Consider the following 21,399-nt stretch of genomic DNA (forward strand, 5'->3'; position numbering starts at 1 on the left):
GGGCACGTGTATTCTAAATGGAGTGTTTGTCATGGAAGAGATTCCTGTATCACCCTATTCAAAAGTTTTTATCGATGAATATGACCGCCATCCAGAGGGCTGTAATTACAACGTATTGGTGCTGCAGCGTATTGAGGGCGCGCTGGATCCCATCAGATTACAAGCTGCGCTGAATGCGCTGGTGCAAGATCATGTCCTGCTGAACAGCCATATTCATGAACGAAATGGCGAGCTGTATTGGCGTCGCAATGACGCAATCCATCCTTTGCAGCATTACACGGACCGCACGTTGCTGACCCAAGTGATTCGCCAGCCCTTCGACATTTACCGCGGGCCGCTTTATCGTTGGGCGCTTTTCGCCGAGGGGCCGGGGCGCTATACCCTGGCGTTGGTGGGCCATCATCTGGTGATCGACGGCGCGTCTTCCGACGAGTTTTTCTCATTGGTGAGCCAGTACTATGGTCAACAGCGGCTATCGACCCGACTCGAGGCGGCCGAGATTGCCGCCATCAACCGGCAGCTGCAGCGCGAGGTGGAACAACTGGCCGCCGATGGAGCGCTGGCGCACTGGCGGGCCGAAGCGGCAAAGTTGGGCGCGATAGACGTGCCCTTTGAGAAAAGCGGCGCCGTGCGAAACGATGAGGCGGCCGAGCTGCGTTTCCAGGTGCCCAAAGCGCAATGGAAAGCGCTGAAACAGGGCGCGGGAATACGGCGAATGAATGACTTTCTGGCGTTGCTGGTGCTGTGGGGCATCTTGATGGCGCGCAGCGGCAATCAGGAAACGGTCTATATCAGCTATCCGGTGTCGATAAAAAAGGGGCAAAGATTTGCGCTTGGCGGGCATGTCAACACCAGCGTGATGCCCCTCTCGCTGCGTGACGGCGAAGGCTTCGCCGCCGTTTATCAACGTGCGCTGGCGTTTATTACCGCCGCGGCGCCGCACTCGCGCCAACGGTTTAACCAACTGCCCACGCAACAGGTAGTGCAGGCGCTGGGTATCCGCGCGATGCCGATTTCCTTTGCCCAAACCAACCTGCGCGATGCGGCATTGGCGCTGGCCGATTGCGCCACTTCGCCGTTGTTTGAAGCCAACCACGATATGGCCAGCGCGTCGCTTTCCCTGGAATATGAGGATCGGGCCGACAGCGATGCCTTGCAATTCCGGCTGCGTTTTCGTCAGGACATGTTTGACGAAGAAGACATGCGCGACTGCGCGGAACATTACATGCGCTTGATGCAAGCGGCGATGCGCGCGCCTGACGCGCCTTTACGCCACCTCGCTTTTTATCCGGCCGCCGACATGCCGCCAGATGACGACGCGGCGCCGGCGTTGCCGAGAGAAACCCTCAGCGCCCGGTTTGAGGCGATCGCGCTGCGTTATCCGGATAAGATTGCGCTGGAGTTTGAGGGGCTGCATGTCAGCTACCGTGAGCTGAACGGCATGGCGAATAGCCTGGCGCGTGAAATTACGCTCCGCTGCCAAGCGCTGACCGGGGGCGCCCCCCAGGCGGACACGCTGATTGCGCTGTACAGCGAGAAAAGCCTGGAAATGGTGGTGGCGCTGCTGGCGGTGCTGAAAACCGGTGCGGCCTATGTGCCGCTCTCCTGCAATTATCCTCAGGCGCGCATTCGACATATTCTCGAAGAAACGCGCGTGCCGGTGCTCATCGCCGGGGAAAGCCTGCAGTCGGCCGCCGAGGCGCTGGCGGCGATGATGCCGCACGCCGTGTCCGTCCTCACGCTGGGCGATCTGAACCGCCTGCCGCACGAGCGGCAGAATCTGCCGCTCGTCACCGGCGCCGACCGGCTCGGCGCGGTGATCTATACCTCGGGATCGACGGGGACCCCGAAAGGCGTGATGCTCGAGCAACACGCGATGTGCGGGTTGGCGACCGCGTCCGGCATCGCTGTCACGCCCGATGACGTGTTGCTCTTCCTCTCGAGCCCGGCGTTCGATGCGGCGACGTTCGAGGTGTGGGGCGCATTGCTCAACGGCGCCAAATTGGTCGTCGTGCGCGACACGGAGGATATCGCCGGCGATGTGCCGCAGCTGGAAGCCTTGCTGCGTCGGCAGCAGGTATCGATTCTGTGGGCGACGCGCAGCCTGTTCGATCATCTTTACCTCAGTCACCCCGACCTGTTCGCCGGGCTGCGCTGTCTGCTGGTGGGCGGGGAGGCGCTGACCGCTACGCTGATGCAGCGCCTGGTGCGGCAAGCCAACCGCCCGCAGCAGGTCATCAATGGCTATGGCCCGACGGAATGCACCACGTTCACCACGATGTACGCCATCGCGGCGGACGAAACCCGCAGCAGCATCCCGATTGGGCGAGCCATACCGGGGCGCGAACTTCATGTGCTGGATCGCTGGCTGCAGCCGTTGCCGCCAGGGCTGGCCGGCGAGCTGTATATCGGCGGAGACGCGCTGGCGCGCGGCTATCTCAACCAGCCGCAGCAGACGCAAGAGCGTTTCATTACGCTGAACGGGCGACGCTTGTATAAAAGCGGCGATCGGGTGCGAGCGTTGCGCGACGGCAATCTGGAGTATCTCGGCAGAAACGATTGCCAGGTAAAAATCCGCGGTTTCAGAATTGAACTCAGCGAAATAGAAAATACGATCAATGCGCTGGAGGGCGTCGAGAAATGCGTCGTGGTGGATGTCGTCCATCGCGATAGCAAGCGCCTTGCCGCTTATGTGCTGATGGCGCGGGGCGAGCCGCTGGATCCTGCCGATTTGCGCGCCCGGCTGGAGCGGATCCTGCCGGATTACATGGTGCCGTCCAGCTATGTCGCGCTCGACGAGATACCGCTGACGGTGAACGGCAAGCTGGATCGTACGGCGCTGCCCGCGCCGCAATTCGCGCAAGGCGAGCGATATGCCGCGCCGCAGAACGCGCTGGAGGCGTTGATTTGCGCCCTGTGGGCGGAGATCCTCGGCGTTGAACGGGTAGGGGTGGATGACGACTTCTTTCGTCTGGGCGGCGATTCGATCCAAAGCATCGTGTTCACCAGCGAATTGAGCAAGTCGGGCTATCACAGCAACTCGCGTGCGGTGTTCGAAACCCGGAATGCGCGGGCGCTGGCCAAGCGCATTTTGCAGCAACGGGACGCGATTGCGCCGCTCAATGAACAGGGCGAGCTGCAGGGCGAATTCGAATTGCTGCCGATTCAGCGCTGGTATAACGAGCAGCCGCCGCAACATCGCGCCTTCTTCAACCAGACTTTTTTGGTGCGGGTGCCGCCGATGTCCGCCGAGCGCGTAGCCGACCTGGTGAACGGGCTGGCGTCGCGCCATGACATGCTGCGCGCGCGGTTTAGCGCCGACGCCGCCGGCGCGCTGGTCGCGCAGCGCTATCTGTCGGTGGCCGACGGCGGCCCTTCATGGGGATACTATGACCTGGCGCTTTGTCGCCAAAGCCGCGCCGAACTTCTGCATCAATGGCAATCGGGGTTTGATCCGGTAGAAGGGCCGCTGTGCCGCTTTGTCTACATTTTCGACAGCAGCGCGCCCGGCTACGCGTTGATGTTCTGCGCATTCCATCATCTGATCATCGACGTGGTGTCCTGGCGCATCATCGTCAGAGACATGCGACGATTGTATCAGGGGGAATCGCTGTCGGCGAAAGGCACCAGCTACCGGCAGTGGGGCGAGACGTTAAGGCACTACGCGGCGAGCCGGCATGACCAATGCGCTTACTGGTTGGCGATGATCGCCGGGCAACCCGATTACGCCACGCTCAGCGAGGGGGCGCAGAGTCCGGCGTTTTGCCGCTTCGAGTGCGACGCGGCGTTGACGACGCTGTTGATGGACGCCTGTCATCAGGCTTACGGCACCTCGATTCGTGATGTATTGCTGGCGGCGCTGGCGCCGGTGCTGCAGGCCTGGCATGGCCGTGCGGACAGTTACCTGACGCTCGAACACCATGGCCGCGATATCAATGACGATAAAATTCAGCTCGATGACACCGTCGGCTGGTTCACCGCCTTACTGCCTTTGCGCATCACCGCGCATCAGAGCAAAAAACAGACGCTGCGCGCCATCAAGGACGCATTAAGAAAGATGCCGGATCACGGCATCGGCTATTCGGCGCTGAAATACGGTTCAGCGTCGGACGACGAAGCGATAGCCTGTCTGCGACGCCACCGCTTGCCGGCCATTTCATTCAACTATCTCGGGGTCTTTAACGAACAGACTGACGACGCCTTGTGGGCCTTGATCGACCAAACGGCGGATCTGGAAAACGGCGCGCTGCCGGCGAGCGACAATGTGCTGGATCTGGTGCTCTACGTGCACGGCGACCGGCTGAGCATCGTGATGTCGGGCTTATTGCCGCAGGCGACGCTGGCCCGGATCGGTTCGCATTATAAGGAGAGCGTGTCGGCGCTGGTCGAACACTGTTGCCACGAGGTGAGCCAGGGCGTTCGCCTCGCGAGCCCGGGGGACTTCCCCCATGCCGACGTCAGCCTCGCCGAGTTGGACCGCTGGCAGCAACGTCATCGCATCGCCGCCGTTTTCGAGGCTACTGTCACGCAGCGGGAACTGATGTATTTCAACCGGCTTAACCGCGAGTATCAGATCGATCAGGCCGTTTATGAGGTGGCCGGCCCGCTGCAGCCGGAGGTGTTGAACCAGGCCTGGTCGCTGGCGCTGCAGCGATTTGAAATGCTGCGCGCCGGGTTTGGCGATCAAACCCGCCGTGGGCGGCCCAACGTCTTCATCTGCGAGACGCTGCAGGCGCCGATCGCGATCGAGGATTGGACCGATGCGCCGCCTTCCTCGCTGGAAGAAAGGATGGAAGCGCTGTTGGCCCGGGAACGAGAAACCTCGTTTGAGCTGGATGCGCCGCCGTTGATCCGCTGGCGCCTGATCAAGTTGAACGCCGATGAGCACTATCTGGTGCAGACCTTTAACCATATCCTGTTCGACGGTTGGTCCCTCGGCGTTCTGTTCGAACACTGGTTCAACGACTACCTCACCTTGCTGGAAGGGGGCGCGCCGGCGCTGGAAATTAACCGATTTGAGCCGTTCGCCGCTTATGTGCGCGCGCACGGCGACGATCCCGAGGCGCAGGCGTTCTGGGCGGACTATTTGTGCGGAGCGCCGGTCAACCAACGTTTGCCGTTGAGCGCTGCGCCGGATGCCGCGCCGCTGGGGCGACGCATGCGGCAATATGGCGCGGAATTCAGCGCGGAACAGGTGGCAAGCCTCACCGCGTTTTGCCGGCGCCAGGGGATCACGGTCAATCAACTGACGCAGCTGGCCTGGATGCTGGCGCTGGCCGAAGCGCTGGCCTGTGACGACATCGCGATCGGCACGACCATGAGCGAGCGCCCGGCGGACATTGAGCAGGTGCAGACGCTGTTTGGCCTGTGTGTCGCCAGCCCGGTGCTGCGCCTGCAGGCGATTCGCCGCCGGCCCATTTATGCGTTGCTGGCCGATATCGCGGATTCCCAGACGCTGAGGCAGAAGTACGCCTTTTCCGAACTGAACCGCTACGACGAACAATGGGTGCCCACTTCGCCGTTCGGCAGCCTGTTTGTGTTTGAAAACATGCCGCAACCGCAGAAGGATCCGCGCTTGCCGTTTACGTTCCGGGTGACGGATATCGTCAGCGGCAGCAACCACCAGACGGTGCTGTGCTTGTTCCCCGAAGCGGAACGGCTCGCCATTTCACTGTTTTATGATTCTCACGAGATAGCTCAGGAGACCATCTTTGCGGTAGGACGCCGTTTTCAGGCCATTGCGCTCGCGATCGCCCACCTTCCGCCCGACAGCGAAATCCGTGCCGAAGACGGGATTATCCAGGCGGAGGAGGCGTGATATGTGGCTTGCTATCGACGGCAAAATAAAATACCGGGCGATCGTGAGCGATCTTGACGGAACCTTGCTGGATCCTGCCGGGAATCTGTCTGATCTGACGGTGGAAACGCTCAATATCCTGCATGCCCGCGGGCTGGAAATCGTCATCGCGACAGGCCGTTGCGATGCGGATGCGCGCGGGATTGTGGATGGCTTGGGGTTCTCGCCGGCGATCGTCTCCTGCAATGGCGCGATGGTTAACATCGAGGGGCGGCCGGTGGCGGATAAACGCTATTTCATGCCACGCGACAGCCAAATGATGTTGATGGATTACCTCTTCGCCTGTCCGCTCCACGTGACGTTGTTCACCCAGGAAGGATGGATGATGGCCGAAGAGAATCCGCATTTTGCCGACTATATCAAAACCTCGGGCGTCGCTTGCCGCTATGTCGAACCGGAGGCGATGAAACGGCAACCGATCCTGAAAGTGCTGCTGCAGGGTGAAGCGGCGCTGATCGAGCGATTTTACGACGAGGTCAGTCAGGCTTTTGGAAAAACGCTGTCCATCTGTAAGTCCTCTGCGGAAACGATAGACATCATGGATAAGCATATTTCCAAGGCCAGAAGCGTGGCCGACTATCTGAGCGCCAAACAGATAGCGATGCGCGATTGCCTCTCTTTCGGCGATGCGATGAACGATTTGGACATGCTGCGCTGGGCTGGAACGGGGGTGGTGATGGGCAATGCCATGGGCGAATTGAAGCGCGCGCTGCCGTTTAACCCGATTGCGCTGCCCAACAGCCGCAATGGCGTCGCCGATTATCTCTGCCGTGAGTTCGGCCTGTTCTGACATTGTCACCGCCGCGCGGGTGAACGCATTGGCAACAGGGTCTTTCGTGGGCAGATAACAAGGAGGTGAACAAACAGTGAGGGTTTCATTTTTTCATTACTAAACATGTCGATAAATACAAAGGAGACAGTATGAAAGAACTGACTGAAGCAGAAGTCATGGCGGTTTCCGGCGCAGGCATCGCTTCCGATGCCGGCAAAATCCTGGGCAATGGCATTGGCGCCATCGTAGATGCCGGTACCGGTCTATTCGGGATCCACGCGGATGCGGCGGGCGCCGGCGCCAAACTCGGTGAGGGCATTGGCGCCGTCATCGATGCCGGGATTAGCGCCTTCTCGCAGCTGTTTGGCCGTAAATCGTCATAAGCCCGGCCCTTAATGAAAAGTGCCCGCAAGGGCACTTTTACCTCGCTCATGTCGGGAGCCGCAAGAACGGCAAAGGGAGAGTTCATGGCGAATAAAATCATCTTGATCATGGTCATCAATCTGTTCGTGGCGGTGGCGTTGGCGGTGTTTAACTTTATCTATATCCAAAAAAAGGTGGATATACGCGCCCCCAATGACGCCACGCCCTTTCAGGTGACCGAGAAAGCGCAGGGCAGGATCGTCTCCATGCAGCAGACCTCGGTATTTCTGAACAACAATCCGGTGGTGGCGTTTACCTTGGAAATCAACGCCAGGCGCAAACAGTTTACGATCGCTGACCATCGGGAGGTCGTGCTGTATATCGCCATGAGCCGTTATGAGGAAAACGGCGTTTACAGCCTATTGCTGGGCGAGAACGACAGAGACGTGGCGTTCGAAAAGGACAGCCTTGGCTATCCGATACGCTTTCATCAGGTGCTCTAGGCGCGCGGAAGGTTTCCTGCCGCCAGGCGGCGTACAAGGGATTTGCCACGGACAAAGGGGGGAGGAAAAAATGCTAAAACGCATCGGATACATCGCGCTGATTTGCCTGGCCTTAATCGGCGGCCGGCAGGCCATGGCGGCAGAGGAAGATCGCTGCTTTGCGGACGAACATTCCGCCTTGCACACCGTTATTCCTTGTTATAACAATCAGTTGGCCATATTGCCTCTGTCATATTCGTTAAAGGGCGTGGATAACGGCCATGACGTGTCGATACGCCATTATCGGTTGATGTCGCAATCCTGGTCGCCGCAAGACGCCATCCGGCCGACGCAATGGTGGCACGATGTGGATATTTATATCCCCAACGGGGCGCTTGCCCGTAAAGCGTTGGTGCTGATGAGCGATGACTGCGCTTGCGCCGCCGCAGGGGCGAGCGGGCCAGGCAAGCAAAATGCGGCGTTTTCCGTCGCTACGCCGGCGGCCTTGGCGGCGGAAAGTCACACCATCGTGATTGTCGTCAACCGGCTGCCTTATCCGTACCTGGAATACCAAAATGAGGGGCGGCGTCGTGCGGGGGAGGACAGCCAGGCCCGAGGCTGGCGATTGTTCCTGGACGATGCGGATGAATACTTGATGATGCCGCTGGCGATCCCCATGACGGCGGCCTTGTCGCAAACCATGACGCTGGCGCAGCGCGAATTGAGCCGATGGGGGATAGATAAATTCATCGTGGCGGGAGCGGCGAGCGGCGCAACCGCGGCGTGGCTGGCGTCATTGTCGGATGAGCGCATCGATGCCGTCGTCGCCATGTTCCCGGATGGGGTCGCGGCGCGGCAGGTCTTGAAGCATACCTATCGTACGTATGGCGGCCGTTGGCCGTTGGCGTTTCATCCTTATTACCAACTCGGCATCGATCGGCGCATAGAGACGCCGGCGTTCGACAAACTGATGCAAATAGCGGATCCCACCGCTTATCCGCCGCCGACGGCGGGAGAGCGGCCAGCGGCGGCGAAATATGTCATCATCGCCAGCGGCGACGAACGTTATCCGCCGGACAGCACGCGATTCTATTTCAGCGCCTCACCGGGAGAGGCTTCGCTGCGCGCGATTGCCGACGGGGATCGCGCGGCAAGCCGGCCGGCCGCCGAACGCGCCATACTGGCGATGATCAAGCGCCGCCAGCGCGATATCGCGTTGCCGACGATCGAGGTGCAAGGCAGCGCCGCGGATGCTGCGGTGCGCACGCTGCGTTTTTCCGAACCGCCGGCCACCGTGCGGCGTTGGAGCGCACACAACCGCACGGCCCGAGATTTTCGTTATTCGTGCGGCGTACGCTTTACCCCAGAGCCGTTGGCCGCAGCGGAGGCCGATCGCGGCGAGTTTCGTCTGGCCGCCCCGGCGCAAGGCTGGGAGGCCACCTTTATCGAGGCGGTGTTCAACGATGGGTTTATCGCGACCACGCCGGTCTTTATCACGCCTGACGATAACTATCCGTCCGCCGTTCCCGCGGGCGATGGTCTGGCGTGTGAAACCCTACCTGGCAGAGGGTTGGGTGAAGATTATCGCCATGACGATTAATTAGCGGCGCCGAAAAACAATAAGGCGGCAATGCGTTATTCTGCGCGACAGAGCGCATTGTCGCCTTGTTTTCGAAATAGTGAACGGCGCCAGACAGAATATTTCTGCGTAACGCCATTTTCTCGTTGTCACATGACCGCGCCGGTTTCACGAACGGCGAATGCCTTATTCTCCCTCCTGTTCGATAAACCGTTATCGCTATGCTTTTCCTATTCTTCTACTCCTCTCGCTGTCGCCGCGTCGTGATGCCTTTCGTAATATAAATGTCATTTATTTCAGGGCGAGTTTTATCGCCCGGCTTTCATTTTACGGCGATGTCGCCCGATTTTCCGGCTGAGGGGGAAATGAGGGGGATCTGGCGAAAGCGCCTTCGAATAGCGCGAGAATAAATTCCCTTGCGGCCAGATGAATGAATCAAGAAACGCCGATTTGGCGGTTTTTTCAAAATAAAATTAAGAATGATGCTAATTCTATTTGGGGTAATTATCTTTTCTCATCTTTACATTGATTTTATGTATTGCTAAAGGGGGAAAGCTAAGCATAATTAACTGTGAAAGGAGCGGAGCTCCTATTCTCCCTGTCCGGGTTCTCCGTGGTGGGGATATTTTGAAGTCTGTCTAATCAAAAGGAGAAGTACCCATGATGGAAAAAAAAGTGATTATGTTGGCATTTGTCGCGGCAGCGTGTTCAAGCGCTTTACCTGCTCTGGCAGCAGATGGTCAGGTTAATTTTACCGGGAATATTGTCGATGCTGCGTGCAAGGTCACGAATGACTTGAGTAATCCATTAAATGTTGTTTTGGGTGATGTGGCCCGAACGGCATTTGCGGGTGGCAAGGGATCAACGTCCAGCGCGACAAAATTCACGCTGGAAGTCACCGATTGTCCGGATACGGTAAAAAGCGCCACCGTTAAGTTTGACGGCGCGGCCGATAACGGCGACAGCAACGTATTGCAGCTGACCCAGGAAACGGATGTCGCTACCGGCGTCGGTATCCAACTGTCTGATATTTCTAACAGTGTTCTGCCGCTTTACACGGCGTCGACGGCTTATCCGTTGGCTTCCGGCAGCGGCGTGAAAAATAACCTCGATTTTACCGCCCGCTATATTTCCACGCAGGCAGATGTTACCGCCGGTAAAGCCAATAGCGTCGCCACCTTTACGCTGAATTATAACTGATAATATTTTCTTGCCCGCTGGTTCACAGCGGGCTGTATTGCCTCGGAGATAATATTATGCGTTTTAATCGCTACGGCGCCTTAGCGGCTTTCATTATTTTATTGTTTGCGTCTACGGTTCACGCCGGCGTGGTGATTGGCGGGACGCGGGTGATATTCAACGGCGAAAAAAAAGAAGCGTCAATCAGCGTGGAGAATCCGGATAAAGAACCGTATTTGATTCAGTCCTGGCTGGAGAATCAACAAAGCGGGGTGGATAAAATCGCATTTATCGTTACGCCGCCTTTATTTCGGCTGGACGGCAACCAGGAAAATATGCTGCGCATCGTGAAAGTGGGCGATGACTTACCGAAAGATAAAGAAAGCTTGTATTGGATGAATATCAAATCCATTCCTTCAACAACCCAGGCGGGTAAATCGAATACGCTGCAAATAGCGGTCAAGACCCGCATTAAATTGATTTATCGGCCAGCGCCGCTGCTCCGCCAGGTGCCCGAAGAAGTGACGCAGCAGCTGAAATGGCAGCGTGTCGGTTCAGAATTAAAACTCACCAATCCAACGCCTTATTATATGAACTTTCATTATGTCCGCATCGGGGGGCGAGAAATGAAAGAGGTGGCGTATATCGCGCCGATGAGCAGTGAAATGTTTGCATTGCCCGTGGCGGGCGCAACGTCGGTAAGCTGGAAATTAATTAATGATTATGGCGGCACAGGGAAAGAACATCAGTCAGGTATTTAATCTGTAAGGGAAGGCAGGCAGAGGGATAAAACATTTCAATAATGGAGCTAATGAATGATAACTCAAAAGCGTATATTAGCGAAGCGGGATGCTTGGCTGAAACGCATAGCCTTATTCACGGCAACAACGGCGGTATGCGGCAACATGGTTAATCCCGCCTTCTCTCGTGACTATTTTAATCCGGCGTTGCTGGAAACCGGGCGCTCAGGTCAGCAGCACGTCGATCTGTCGATTTTTGAAAATGGCCAGCAGGTTCCCGGCACGTATCGGGTCGATATTTGGGTGAACGACATGCTGCTGGAAACGCGCGAGGTGTCGTTCGCTCTGCGGGCCGGCAGCGACGAGAAGGCCGATCTGCAGCCTTGTCTGACGCGGGAAGATCTGAAACGGCTTGGGGTGAAAGTTGAGCTGTTTCCCGGTTTGGCCGGTGCCGATCGCTGCGCGAATTTGGCCGCGATCCCGCAGGCCTCGGCGCAATTTCAATTTAACCGCCAACGCCTGATGCTGAGTATCCCCCAGGCGGCGTTGGAAAATAAGGTGCGCGGATACGTTCCGCCGGAACAATGGGATGAAGGCCTGCCGGCGATGCTGCTGAACTATGGCTTCACCGGCAGCAACAGCAAGGGGCGTGATCGATTCACCCAGAGCGCAAGCAGTTATTACCTCAACCTGCGGCCGGGCTTCAACCTGGGCGCCTGGCGAGTGCGGAACTACACCACCTGGAGCTACAACAGCGGCGGCGGCGGGCGAGCGTCGGAGGATCGTTGGGACTCCGTCTATACCTACGCCCAGCGCAATATCATCCGCCTGAAAAGCTTGCTGACGCTCGGCGAAAGCAGCAGCCCGTCCGATGTGTTTGACAGCGTGTCGTTTCGCGGCGCGCAGCTGGCTTCCGATGACGACATGTTGCCGGAAAGCCTGCGTGGTTATGCGCCGGTGGTGCGCGGCATCGCGCGCAGCAATGCGCAAGTGGTCATTCGCCAAAACGGCTATGTCATCTACCAGAGTTACGTTGCGCCGGGCGCGTTTGAAATTTCGGACATGTACCCGACCGGCGGCAGCGGCGATTTGGAGGTGACTATCAAGGAGGCTGACGGCAGCGAACAGCACCTGACCGTTCCCTTCGCCAGTCTGCCGGTGCTGCAACGCGAAGGGCGGCTGAAATATGCGCTGACCTCGGGGCAATATCGCACGTACGATCACAGCGTGGATAAAAAGATCTTCTCGCAGGCCAGCCTGATTTATGGCTTGCCCGCCGGTTTCACCCTGTATGGCGGCGGCCAATTCGCCGGGCCGTATCAATCGCTGGCATTGGGTCTGGGCAAGAACCTGGGCGAGTTCGGCGCCCTGTCGGCCGACGTCACCCAGGCGTGGGCAAAGCAGGAGCATCAACCGAAAAGCGATGGTCAGTCATGGCGCGTGCGGTACAGCAAAAATATCGTCGAGACGGGGACGAACTTCGCCATCGCCGGCTACCGCTATTCGACCAGCGGCTACTATGGGCTGCAGGAAGTGCTGGACACCTATCGCAGCGGCAACCGTTACGCCCCGATAGACCGCCGCAAGAATCGCGGCGAAATCACGCTGAACCAGAATTTATGGGAAGGGGCGGGGTCACTTTCACTCAGCGCGGTCTCCGAAGACTATTGGGGCTCCGAGCGCAATATGCAGTCGCTGAGCGCGGGTTACAACAATAGCTGGAATGGCATCAGCTACGGTTTTAACTACAGCTACAGCCGCAATTCACAGGCTATTTACGGCGATTCGAACCGCGGGCGCATTTACGATCGCGATCAGATCTTCGCGTTCAACATCAGCGTGCCATTAGAGAAATGGCTGAGCAACACCTACGCCACCTACAACCTCAACACCAGCAAAAAAGGCAATACCAGCCATACGGCGGGCCTCAACGGCACGGCGCTGGCCGGCGGCAACCTCAGTTGGAGCGTACAGGAAGGGTATGGCAGCCAGGGCCAGGGTAACAGCGGCAACGCCAACGCCGACTGGCGCGCGACGTACGGCGAACTCACGGCGGGCTACGCCTACGATCGCAGTCAACAGCGCGTCAACTACGGGGTGAAGGGCGGGGTGATCGCCCATGAAGACGGCGTGACCTTCGGTCAACCGTTCGGCGAAACCGTCGCCCTGGTACAGGCGGCCGGCGCGAGCGATGTGGCGGTCGGCAATCAGGTCGGGGTGAAAACCGACTGGCGCGGCTACGCGATCGTTCCTTACGCCACACCTTATCGCAACAATTCGATTCGCCTCGATGTCGACAGCTTGCCGGATGATGTCGATCTCGAGTTGACAAACCAGTCGGTCACGCCGACTCGCGGCGCGGTGAGCCGGGCGAATTTCAAAGCCAACGTCGGCAGACGGATTTTGATGAAGGTGACGGACTCGCAGGGGGTGCCCCTGCCGCTGGGCGCCAGCCTGCGTCTTGCCGAGGGGGCGACTCAGCCGTTCCTGGTCGGTGGCGACGGCGTGGTCTATCTGAGCGGCATGGCGGAAAAGGGCCTGCTCATCGCGCAGTGGGGCAGGAATGGCGAGAACCAATGCCGCATCCGTTATCAGTTGCCGGCGGAGCCGCCGTCAGCGGGTCTCCAAACCCTAAACGGCGTTTGCCAATAGATCTCGCTCTATCTCCATCATGACTTTTAAGTGAGAGTGAAAATGAACGTTTTTCTCAGGATATTCGGTTACGGCGCCCTGGTGTGGCTGGCGACGCTCACGACGGCGGTTTATGCCGGCACCTGTACCACCAACGCGAAAACCGCCCGTATGGGGTTGCTGACGCTGGCCGTGGATCCGCGCATTGAAGTCGGCGAGCAGTTGGCTGTTCGAACCGAGAACAGTATTAACGGCACGACGTTTTCTTTTCTTTGTTCCGGTTCGGTCGCCTATCGCTCCATGTCGCCGCTGACGCCGAGCGCGCTGCCCGGCGTATTTGAAACGGGCATTGAGGGCGTGGGGGTGACGATTTCAGACTTATGGCAGAGCAATAAGAACGTGCCCGTCAACACGGCGATTTCGCCCAACTTGCTGACGCCGTGGATCAATCGAAACGATGTTCGGCTGACGTTTATTAAAACCGGCCCGATCAAAACCGGCGGCGATATGGGCGGGAAAATTATCGCCAGATATTATCTGGATTCGACCTCCATTTTGGATATCAGTATTTCCGGCATGAAGGTCATTCAGAAAAGTTGCCTGGTTGATTTGAACTATAAAAATCAAACGGTAAATCTGGGCAGCCCTAAACGCAGCGAGTTTAACGGCGTCGGCAGCACGGCGGCGTCTTCCGAACGCAATTTTTCCGTGGTTCTGCAATGTCAGGAGGACAATATTCCGGTTCAGGTCACGTTCGAGGCGGCCGGAAATTCGCCAGGCGTGGGAATGATTGATATCGCCGACGGTGCCGATGCGGCGAAGGGCGTCGCCGTGGAAGTGTTGGATGAGAACCGTAATCCATTAACGTTTTCCAGACCGATCAATTACCACACCGCGGCTGAAAAAGAGATCAGGATCCCCTTGATGGCGCGCTATAAGCAAACGGGAGCCATTAGCCCCGGACAGGCCGACGCGGTGATGACATTCACCATTACGCAGAATTAAAGAGACCCCCATTAAAAATATAATGTCGTCTGTTCGCGCGACATTATTGGTGGCATCAGGCGCTGCAGGCCGATGCCAATGCAATGACAACACGCATGTATGGCAGTGTTTGTCCGTTTAAATATGGAGATTAACCAATGAAAGAACTGTCTGTTATCGAAATGAATGAAGTGTCAGGCGCTTATTCCTGGGATATGAGCAATGGACTGTCGGGGCTGATTGGCAGCGCCGTCTCCAATGCCGCGGAAGCCGTTTCATCCATCGCTCTGGGCGCCTCCGTGGGCAGTATGGCGGGCGCCGTCATCGGCGGTAAGCACGGCGGCGACGGCGGCGGCCTGCTGGGCGTCGGCTCGATTGGCCAGGGCGTCGGCATGGTCGCCGGCGGCATCCTGGGCGGCGTAGCCAGCGGCGTGGCCGCAGCCGTTATTGGCTGGGACACCACGCTGGAATACTCCAAAAAAGGCCTCGATGGGCTGATTAACGGCACCATCAGCTAAATCCATACGCGGTACAAAGCCGCAGCGTTCTCGCTGCGGCTGTCTCCCGGTCAGGCAAGCGCAGGTTCTTCCTATGAGTGATAATAAGAGCAGGAATATTTTCCGCCAGGAGGCGGTCAATTATCAACGTCAAAGATGGACCGGCAGGGCGCTGTTAATTTCCGGCGCGTCGAGCCATGTGATTGCCGCCACCTGTTTCACTTTTATTCTGATCCTGGCGGGCGCGCTCTATTTTTGCGAGTACACGCGCCGGGTCGATGTTGAAGGCGAGGTGATCAGCATCCCGCATTCCACCAATGTGTTTTCCTCCCAATACGGTTACGTGAGCCAGGCATTCCATAAAGCCGGTGACGTCGTGGAAAAGGACGAGCCGCTGTATGTGATTGATGTCTCGAGAAGCACCACGTCCGGCAATGTCAGCCATATCGCGGCCAGCGAAATAAGCAAACAGATTAGCAATCTGGATTCGATAATCAGCAAGCTGAATAAAAATAAAACCGCCATGCTGGATAATTTGCGCAAACAGATTAATAGCTATGAAAACGCCTATAAAGAAACCGAGAAACTGAACCTCAGCGCCAAAGAGGGGATGGATAAAATGCGCGATAGCCTGAAAAATTACGAGCACTATTTGACGAAAGGCCTGATCACCAAAGATCAGTTAAATTATCAGCGCTCGCTCTTTCAACAACAGCAAAGCTCGTATCAGGCGCTCTACAGCCAAAAGATCCAGCAAAATATTCAACTGTCGCAGTTGCGCAGCGATTTGCTGATTCGCGCCGCCGATTACGACAATCAGATATCGCAAAGCGAATCGCAACGCAGTGATTTACAACGCCAGCTGGCGGAGTCCAATGCCGGCGGCCAAGTCATTATCAAAGCGCCGCTCAAGGGGAAAATCGAGTCGCTGAGCGTGACCACCGGGCAGGTGGTCGAGAGCGGCAGCAGTCTGGCGCAAATCAAGCCGATTGATAACATCAAATATTATCTGGTTTTATGGCTGCCGAATAACAGTTTGCCCTACGTGAAAATCGGCGATGGCATCAACATTCGCTATGAAGCCTTCCCGTCGGATAAATTCGGTCAGTTTCCGGGAAAAATAGAATCCATCTCGTCGGTCCCCGCCTCCCCGCAGGAAATGTCGGAATACAGCAGCGGAAATAAAAGGGAGAGGAACGCCTACTACAAAGTGCTGGCGTCCATCAGCGACACGCAATTCAGCGATAAAGGCAAATATCTCGAAATCAGCAGCGGGCTGCAGGCCAGGGTCATCGTCTTCCTGGATAAGAAACCGCTTTATCAGTGGGCGGTCGCGCCTTTGTATGACATAAAAAACAGCGTTGTGGGGCGAGTCGATGAAGGACAATAATCTCTTTGAACGGATCAACGAGAAGTTAACATTCTCACTGCGCAAGCGGGTGCCGAGCATCTTGCAGTCGGAGTCATCGGAGTGCGGCCTGGCGTGCCTCGCCATGATCGCCTCCTATTACGGGTTTAATGTGGACATGCTGAGCCTGCGGCAGCGTTTCGGCATTTCCACCCAGGGTGCGACCCTGGGGACGATCTCTCAAATCGCGTCGCAAATCCAGCTGAAGACGCGCGCCTTGTCCTTGGACATCGACGAAATCAATCAGCTGAAAACGCCCTGCATACTGCACTGGAATATGAATCACTTCGTGGTGTTGGTTAAGGTGCAGCGCGCTGGTTTTGTCATTCACGATCCGGCCTTCGGGCGCAGAGTGATCGGGCTGCAGGAGATGTCGAATCATTTTACCGGCATCGCGTTGGAGCTGTGGCCCGACAGGGCCTTTCAAAAAGAGACCCTCAAGACCCGTTTGCGCCTGCTGGATTTGATGAAAAACATCGAGGGTCTGCCGGGGACGCTGCTCAAGATCTTTGCGTTATCGATAGTCATCGAGTCGGTCAACCTGCTGCTGCCGGTGGGAACCCAACTGGTGACCGACCATGTCATTCAGGCGCATGACTACAGCCTGCTGACGGTCATCTGTTTGGGGCTGATCTTCTTCACCTTGTTCCGCGCGGTGGTCAGCATCGCCAGGGCCTGGATCTCCATCGTGCTCGGGACGCTGACCGATATTCAGTGGAAGACGACGCTGTTTGAACACCTGATGAAGCTGCCGCTGGATTTTTTCGAAAAACGGCACCTGGGGGACATTCAATCGCGCTTTTCCTCGCTGGATGCGATCAGAACCACCTTTACCAATAATATCGTCAGCGGGATCATCGACGGCATCATGACGGTCGGGCTGTTCGCGATGATGATGGTCTACGGCGGCTGGCTGGTCTGGGTCGTGGCGGGCTTCACTCTGATCTACATCCTCATCAGGATGATGACTTACAGAACCTACCGTCAATTCTCGGAGGAGCAGATCGTCAAGGCGGCCAAGGCCAACTCGCATTTCATGGAGACGCTGTACGGCATCTCGACCGTCAAGGCGCTGGGCATCAAGGAAACGCGCTCCAGCTATTGGCTCAATCTGAACGTCGACGCCGCCAATACCAATATCAAAATCACCCGATTCAATATGATGTTCGGTGGGATCAATACCTTTATCACGACGCTCGATCAGGTGGCGATCCTGTGGCTTGGCGCCATGATGGTCATCGACAACTCCATGACGCTCGGCATGTTCATGGCATTCAATGCCTATCGCGGCCAGTTCTCTCAGCGGGCCTCGAGCCTGATCGACCTGGCGATCGGCTTGCGCATGCTGTCGCTGCACAATGAGAGGATATCCGACATCGTCTTTACCGATGCGGAGACGGAGTCCGCGCCGCGACAGGTTTTCCCCTCGGGCACGGGGATTGCCATTGAGGTAAAAAATCTTACGTATCAATATGACGCGCTGTCGCGGCCGATCTTCAAAGATCTGAACATGCGCATTGCGGCCGGCGAAAGCGTGGCCGTCGTGGGCGCCTCCGGCGCGGGCAAGACCACCTTGCTGAAGGTGATGTGCGGTTTGCTCAGCCCCACTTCCGGCCAGGTTTTGGCCGACGCGATGGATATCCATAAAGTCGGGGTGAATAACTACCGTAACGCGATCGCCTGCGTGCTGCAGGACGACCGGCTGTTCTCCGGGTCCATTGCGGAAAACATCAGCGGGTTTGAGGTCAATGCCAATAAAGAGCTGATCATGGCCTGCGCGATCCACAGCAATATCCACGATGAAATCATGCAGATGCCGATGGGCTACGAAACCCTGATCGGCGAGTTGGGCAACGGCATCTCCGGCGGGCAAAAGCAACGTCTGTTTATCGCGCGCGCCCTCTATCGCCGCCCGAGCGTACTGTTTATGGATGAAGCGACCAGCCATCTGGACGTTGAGAATGAGTCGGCGATCAACCGGGCGATATCTTCGCTGAATATTACGCGCGTGATCGTCGCCCACAGAAAGTCGACCATCGACTCGGCCGACAGGGTGGTGGTGCTGGGGGCCGAGAGCGGCACGCCGGCAGGCGGCGGTGAATAAAGGGCGCTTGCCGGCGCCGGGGCGAAGCCGGCAATGCAGGCTGTCCCCACGGTGAAAATCGCGGTAAAATGCAGCAGTTGACCCTATCGCATTCCATCAGGCCGTTGAACCCGCTATGAAAACGCGCAAACCGCGCCGCCCGCCCGGGCGGTGGATCTATTACATCCTGCATGAAGACATGCTGTGGCCTTGCCCGGTCAAATGGGAGTGGGAGAGCGGTTATAACGCCTGGCTGCCGTTTTACTATTCCCCCACGCTGGAATTCGTCGCCGGCAACCCCGCCCGCGCCACCAAGGTCAGCAGCGGCCGACGTTAAGCGGGCCGCGCGTGCTGCTCGCCTTGCCGCCCGACGTCCGCTCACCTAAGATCATCTCATCACCCACAGGTTTTCCCGGAGCCCCCATGTCTACTCTGTTTCGCACGTCTCTTTGCGGCGCGGTGGCATTGCTGCTACTCGTCGGTTGTCAGCAGACGGCGCATAAACCGGCGCCGCCGCTGCAGGCGCAGCTGGATCACATCGCTTCGATGCTGGCCGGCGGACACTTCCTGCGCGTGGACTGCGGGCGCAGCGAGATACCGGACGACGTGAAGCTGCAGCGCACCGCAATGCGCGCGGCGCAGCGCCGCGGCTGGGACACGCAGGCGGCCGGGTATCGGCAGTTGCCGGCGCTTACCCAGGCGCGTTACCTGACCCTGCAACAGGGCAATCAGCTGCTGACGGAAAAATGCGCTGCGCTCAGCCGCAGCACCGCCCGCTTTATCGCGGCGGCGCAGGCCGATCAGGAAGACTACATGGAGTAGCGCTACGCTGCGCCTGTTGGGCGCTCGCCACGGGCGCCCCAAAATTCTTTGCAGGATAACGATTTATCGATCATCATTTGAAATGATGTTTCACTTTTACCCATCGAGCCCATCTTGAACCTGTATGCCGCACTGCGTCAGCGCGTGGAAAATACGCGCTGGTACGCCAAACGGAAAAGCTACCGCGTGCTGTTCTGGCGCGAGATCACGCCACTGGCGGTGCCCATCTTTCTGGAGAACGCCTGCGTTCTGTTGATGGGGGTGCTGAGCACCTTTCTGGTGAGTTGGCTCGGCAAAGAGGCGATGGCCGGGGTGGGGCTGGCGGACAGTTTCAACATGGTGATCATCGCCTTTTTCGCCGCGGTGGATCTCGGCACCACCGTTGTGGTGGCCTTCAGCCTCGGCAAGCGCGATCGCCGGCGGGCGCGGGCGGCGGCGCGTCAGTCGCTGGTGCTGATGACCGGCGTGGCGCTGCTGTTGGCGGCGGGCATTCACCTGGCGGGCGAGCCTATCATTGATGTGATCGCCGGCGCGGCCTCACCGGAGGTGAAAGCGCTGGCGCTCTCTTACCTGCAAACCACGGTGTGGAGCTATCCGGCGGCGGCGATTGCGCTGATCGGCAGCGGCGCCCTGCGCGGCGCGGGCAACACCAAGATCCCGCTGCTTATCAATGGCGGCATGAATATCCTCAATATCATCATCAGCAGCATCCTGATTTACGGCATGCTGGGCTGGCATGGCCTGGGGTTCGTCGGCGCCGGGCTGGGGCTGACGATTTCCCGCTATATCGGCGCCATCGCCATCCTCTACGTGCTGGCGATCGGCTTTAATCCGGCGCTGCACATCACGTTGAAAAGCTATTTCACGCCGCTCAAGATGAGCATCCTGTGGGAAGTGTTGGGGATCGGCATTCCCGCCAGCGTGGAGTCGGTACTGTTTAACGGCGGCAAGCTGTTGACGCAGATGTTTGTCGCCGGCATGGGCACCAACGTGATCGCCGGTAACTTTATCGCTTTCTCCATCGCTTCGTTGATCAACCTGCCGGGCAACGCGTTGGGATCGGCCTCGACCATTATCGTCGGCCGGCGGCTCGGCAAAGGCGAGATCGGCCAGGCGGAGCGGCAGCTGCGCCATATTTTCTGGCTGTCGACCCTTGGGCTGACCGCCATCGCCTGGGGCACCGCGCCGCTGGCCGGGGTGTTCGCCGCGTTTTACACCTCGCAGGATGATGTGAAAACGGTGGTGAAAACCCTGATCTGGCTCAACGCCGCCTTTATGCCGATCTGGGCCGCTTCCTGGGTCTTGCCCGCCGGGTTGAAAGGCGCGCGCGACGCCCGTTTCGCCATGTGGGTGACGATGCTCGGCATGTGGGGGTGCCGCGTGGTGGCCGGCTACGCGCTGGGCATCGAACTGGGCATGGGCGTGGTGGGCGTCTGGTTGGGGATGTTCCTCGATTGGGCGGTGCGTGGCGCCTTATTCTACTGGCGCATGGTCAGCGGGCGCTGGCTGTGGAAATATCCGCGGGCAAAGCGGCCGGACGCCGGGTGACGATCCGCCGCCGACAGCCGCGGCAAGGTCAATACAGCAGCGTCATCGCGCTGAAGAACAACAGCGTCAAGGCGATGATGATGAGGTTTTGCGTGGCTTTGCGCACCAGCCTGCTGGCGCTCAGGCGGCTGTCGATGACGTAGAGCAGCGGCACCATCAGCAGCACATAGGCGAACATCAGCATGGCGGTAAAGGGCTGCAGGTTCATTCATGTTCCTCCTGGGCGTCATCATGGCCGATCAGGTGTATCAGCACGGCTTGCGTCTGGCGGTGCTGGCCGATAAAGGGCGACGTGGCTGGTGACGCCGGCGCGAACGTCAGGCCGGCGCGTCGCGTTTTCACCGCCGCTTGCAGAATCTTCTTTCGATGCTTCCGAGTATGGTCGACCATGCGCCTCCGAATAGGGCCGCCCGAAGGCGGCCGATCGTTGTATTGCCCATTAAGCTGGAGAGGA

Annotated in this window: 16 protein-coding genes; 15 read left to right on the forward strand and 1 reads right to left on the reverse strand. The window is 58.1% G+C overall.

Annotated elements, in window-relative coordinates; translation table 11 throughout:
• Nucleotides 1–31: 31 nt before the first annotated feature.
• From J9788_RS07925 to J9788_RS07995, 15 genes are all read left to right on the forward strand, one after another.
• Nucleotides 32–5,818 carry a non-ribosomal peptide synthetase gene (locus J9788_RS07925; protein ID WP_182264222.1) on the forward strand — a complete coding sequence of 1,929 codons (5,787 nt, stop codon included), beginning with the start codon at nucleotides 32–34 and terminating at the stop codon, nucleotides 5,816–5,818.
• Between the two features lies 1 nt (nucleotide 5,819).
• On the forward strand, nucleotides 5,820–6,647 hold the full coding sequence (locus J9788_RS07930) for a Cof-type HAD-IIB family hydrolase (protein ID WP_046896508.1): 828 nt from the start codon (nucleotides 5,820–5,822) through the stop codon (nucleotides 6,645–6,647).
• Nucleotides 6,648–6,778: 131 nt separating this feature from the next.
• Entirely contained in the window at nucleotides 6,779–7,012 is a 234-nt protein-coding gene (locus tag J9788_RS07935) for a hypothetical protein (protein ID WP_004935304.1), read from the forward strand.
• Nucleotides 7,013–7,096: 84 nt separating this feature from the next.
• Nucleotides 7,097–7,495: a hypothetical protein gene (locus J9788_RS07940; RefSeq protein WP_046896510.1), complete on the forward strand. Its 399-nt coding sequence runs from the start codon at nucleotides 7,097–7,099 to the stop codon at nucleotides 7,493–7,495.
• A gap of 70 nt (nucleotides 7,496–7,565) precedes the next feature.
• Nucleotides 7,566–9,074 (forward strand): PhoPQ-activated protein PqaA family protein, encoded by a 1,509-nt coding sequence (locus tag J9788_RS07945; protein WP_182264223.1) that lies wholly within the window; start codon nucleotides 7,566–7,568, stop codon nucleotides 9,072–9,074.
• Nucleotides 9,075–9,713: 639 nt separating this feature from the next.
• The gene (locus J9788_RS07950) at nucleotides 9,714–10,253 is read left to right on the forward strand and encodes a fimbrial protein (RefSeq protein WP_004935293.1); all 540 of its coding nucleotides are present in this window, start codon (nucleotides 9,714–9,716) and stop codon (nucleotides 10,251–10,253) included.
• A 56-nt stretch (nucleotides 10,254–10,309) separates the two neighbouring features.
• Nucleotides 10,310–10,993, forward strand: coding sequence for a molecular chaperone (locus tag J9788_RS07955; protein ID WP_033632666.1), 684 nt, complete (start codon nucleotides 10,310–10,312; stop codon nucleotides 10,991–10,993).
• Nucleotides 10,994–11,047: 54 nt separating this feature from the next.
• Nucleotides 11,048–13,624 (forward strand): fimbria/pilus outer membrane usher protein, encoded by a 2,577-nt coding sequence (locus tag J9788_RS07960; protein ID WP_182264224.1) that lies wholly within the window; start codon nucleotides 11,048–11,050, stop codon nucleotides 13,622–13,624.
• A gap of 42 nt (nucleotides 13,625–13,666) precedes the next feature.
• Complete coding sequence (locus tag J9788_RS07965; RefSeq protein ID WP_033643645.1) at nucleotides 13,667–14,608, forward strand: fimbrial protein; 942 nt, start codon at nucleotides 13,667–13,669, stop codon at nucleotides 14,606–14,608.
• 137 nt (nucleotides 14,609–14,745) lie between these two features.
• A complete protein-coding gene (locus J9788_RS07970; protein WP_004935280.1) occupies nucleotides 14,746–15,105 on the forward strand; it encodes a hypothetical protein in 360 nt (119 codons plus the stop codon).
• A gap of 73 nt (nucleotides 15,106–15,178) precedes the next feature.
• Nucleotides 15,179–16,474 (forward strand): HlyD family secretion protein, encoded by a 1,296-nt coding sequence (locus J9788_RS07975; protein WP_182264225.1) that lies wholly within the window; start codon nucleotides 15,179–15,181, stop codon nucleotides 16,472–16,474.
• Nucleotides 16,461–18,596 (forward strand): peptidase domain-containing ABC transporter, encoded by a 2,136-nt coding sequence (locus tag J9788_RS07980; protein ID WP_046896515.1) that lies wholly within the window; start codon nucleotides 16,461–16,463, stop codon nucleotides 18,594–18,596. Before J9788_RS07975 ends, J9788_RS07980 begins: the two co-directional genes overlap by 14 nt.
• 115 nt (nucleotides 18,597–18,711) lie before the next feature.
• Nucleotides 18,712–18,912, forward strand: coding sequence for a hypothetical protein (locus J9788_RS07985; protein ID WP_015378375.1), 201 nt, complete (start codon nucleotides 18,712–18,714; stop codon nucleotides 18,910–18,912).
• A gap of 86 nt (nucleotides 18,913–18,998) precedes the next feature.
• A complete protein-coding gene (gene gspS / locus J9788_RS07990) occupies nucleotides 18,999–19,397 on the forward strand; it encodes a type II secretion system pilot lipoprotein GspS (protein WP_046896516.1) in 399 nt (132 codons plus the stop codon).
• A 114-nt stretch (nucleotides 19,398–19,511) separates the two neighbouring features.
• Nucleotides 19,512–20,945: an EmmdR/YeeO family multidrug/toxin efflux MATE transporter gene (locus J9788_RS07995; RefSeq protein WP_182264226.1), complete on the forward strand. Its 1,434-nt coding sequence runs from the start codon at nucleotides 19,512–19,514 to the stop codon at nucleotides 20,943–20,945.
• A 28-nt stretch (nucleotides 20,946–20,973) separates the two neighbouring features.
• Here J9788_RS07995 and J9788_RS08000 read toward each other — a convergent pair whose 3' ends face one another.
• Nucleotides 20,974–21,153, reverse strand: a complete 180-nt coding sequence (locus tag J9788_RS08000) for a hypothetical protein (RefSeq protein ID WP_182264227.1) — start codon at nucleotides 21,151–21,153, stop codon at nucleotides 20,974–20,976.
• Between the last annotated feature and the right edge of the window lie 246 nt (nucleotides 21,154–21,399).

It is taken from the genome of Serratia sp. X10 (assembly GCF_017811775.1).
Taxonomy (GTDB): Bacteria; Pseudomonadota; Gammaproteobacteria; order Enterobacterales; family Enterobacteriaceae; genus Serratia; species Serratia ureilytica.

Bases quoted from the DNA above. Each gene is read 5' to 3' on its own strand.
- J9788_RS07925 (WP_182264222.1), top strand. From the start codon at position 32: ATGGAAGAGATTCCTGTATCACCCTATTCAAAAGTTTTTATCGATGAA.
- J9788_RS07930 (WP_046896508.1), top strand. From the start codon at position 5,820: ATGTGGCTTGCTATCGACGGCAAAATAAAATACCGGGCGATCGTGAGC.
- J9788_RS07935 (WP_004935304.1), top strand. From the start codon at position 6,779: ATGAAAGAACTGACTGAAGCAGAAGTCATGGCGGTTTCCGGCGCAGGC.
- J9788_RS07940 (WP_046896510.1), top strand. From the start codon at position 7,097: ATGGCGAATAAAATCATCTTGATCATGGTCATCAATCTGTTCGTGGCG.
- J9788_RS07945 (WP_182264223.1), top strand. From the start codon at position 7,566: ATGCTAAAACGCATCGGATACATCGCGCTGATTTGCCTGGCCTTAATC.
- J9788_RS07950 (WP_004935293.1), top strand. From the start codon at position 9,714: ATGATGGAAAAAAAAGTGATTATGTTGGCATTTGTCGCGGCAGCGTGT.
- J9788_RS07955 (WP_033632666.1), top strand. From the start codon at position 10,310: ATGCGTTTTAATCGCTACGGCGCCTTAGCGGCTTTCATTATTTTATTG.
- J9788_RS07960 (WP_182264224.1), top strand. From the start codon at position 11,048: ATGATAACTCAAAAGCGTATATTAGCGAAGCGGGATGCTTGGCTGAAA.
- J9788_RS07965 (WP_033643645.1), top strand. From the start codon at position 13,667: ATGAACGTTTTTCTCAGGATATTCGGTTACGGCGCCCTGGTGTGGCTG.
- J9788_RS07970 (WP_004935280.1), top strand. From the start codon at position 14,746: ATGAAAGAACTGTCTGTTATCGAAATGAATGAAGTGTCAGGCGCTTAT.
- J9788_RS07975 (WP_182264225.1), top strand. From the start codon at position 15,179: ATGAGTGATAATAAGAGCAGGAATATTTTCCGCCAGGAGGCGGTCAAT.
- J9788_RS07980 (WP_046896515.1), top strand. From the start codon at position 16,461: ATGAAGGACAATAATCTCTTTGAACGGATCAACGAGAAGTTAACATTC.
- J9788_RS07985 (WP_015378375.1), top strand. From the start codon at position 18,712: ATGAAAACGCGCAAACCGCGCCGCCCGCCCGGGCGGTGGATCTATTAC.
- gspS (WP_046896516.1), top strand. From the start codon at position 18,999: ATGTCTACTCTGTTTCGCACGTCTCTTTGCGGCGCGGTGGCATTGCTG.
- J9788_RS08000 (WP_182264227.1), bottom strand. From the start codon at position 21,153: ATGAACCTGCAGCCCTTTACCGCCATGCTGATGTTCGCCTATGTGCTG.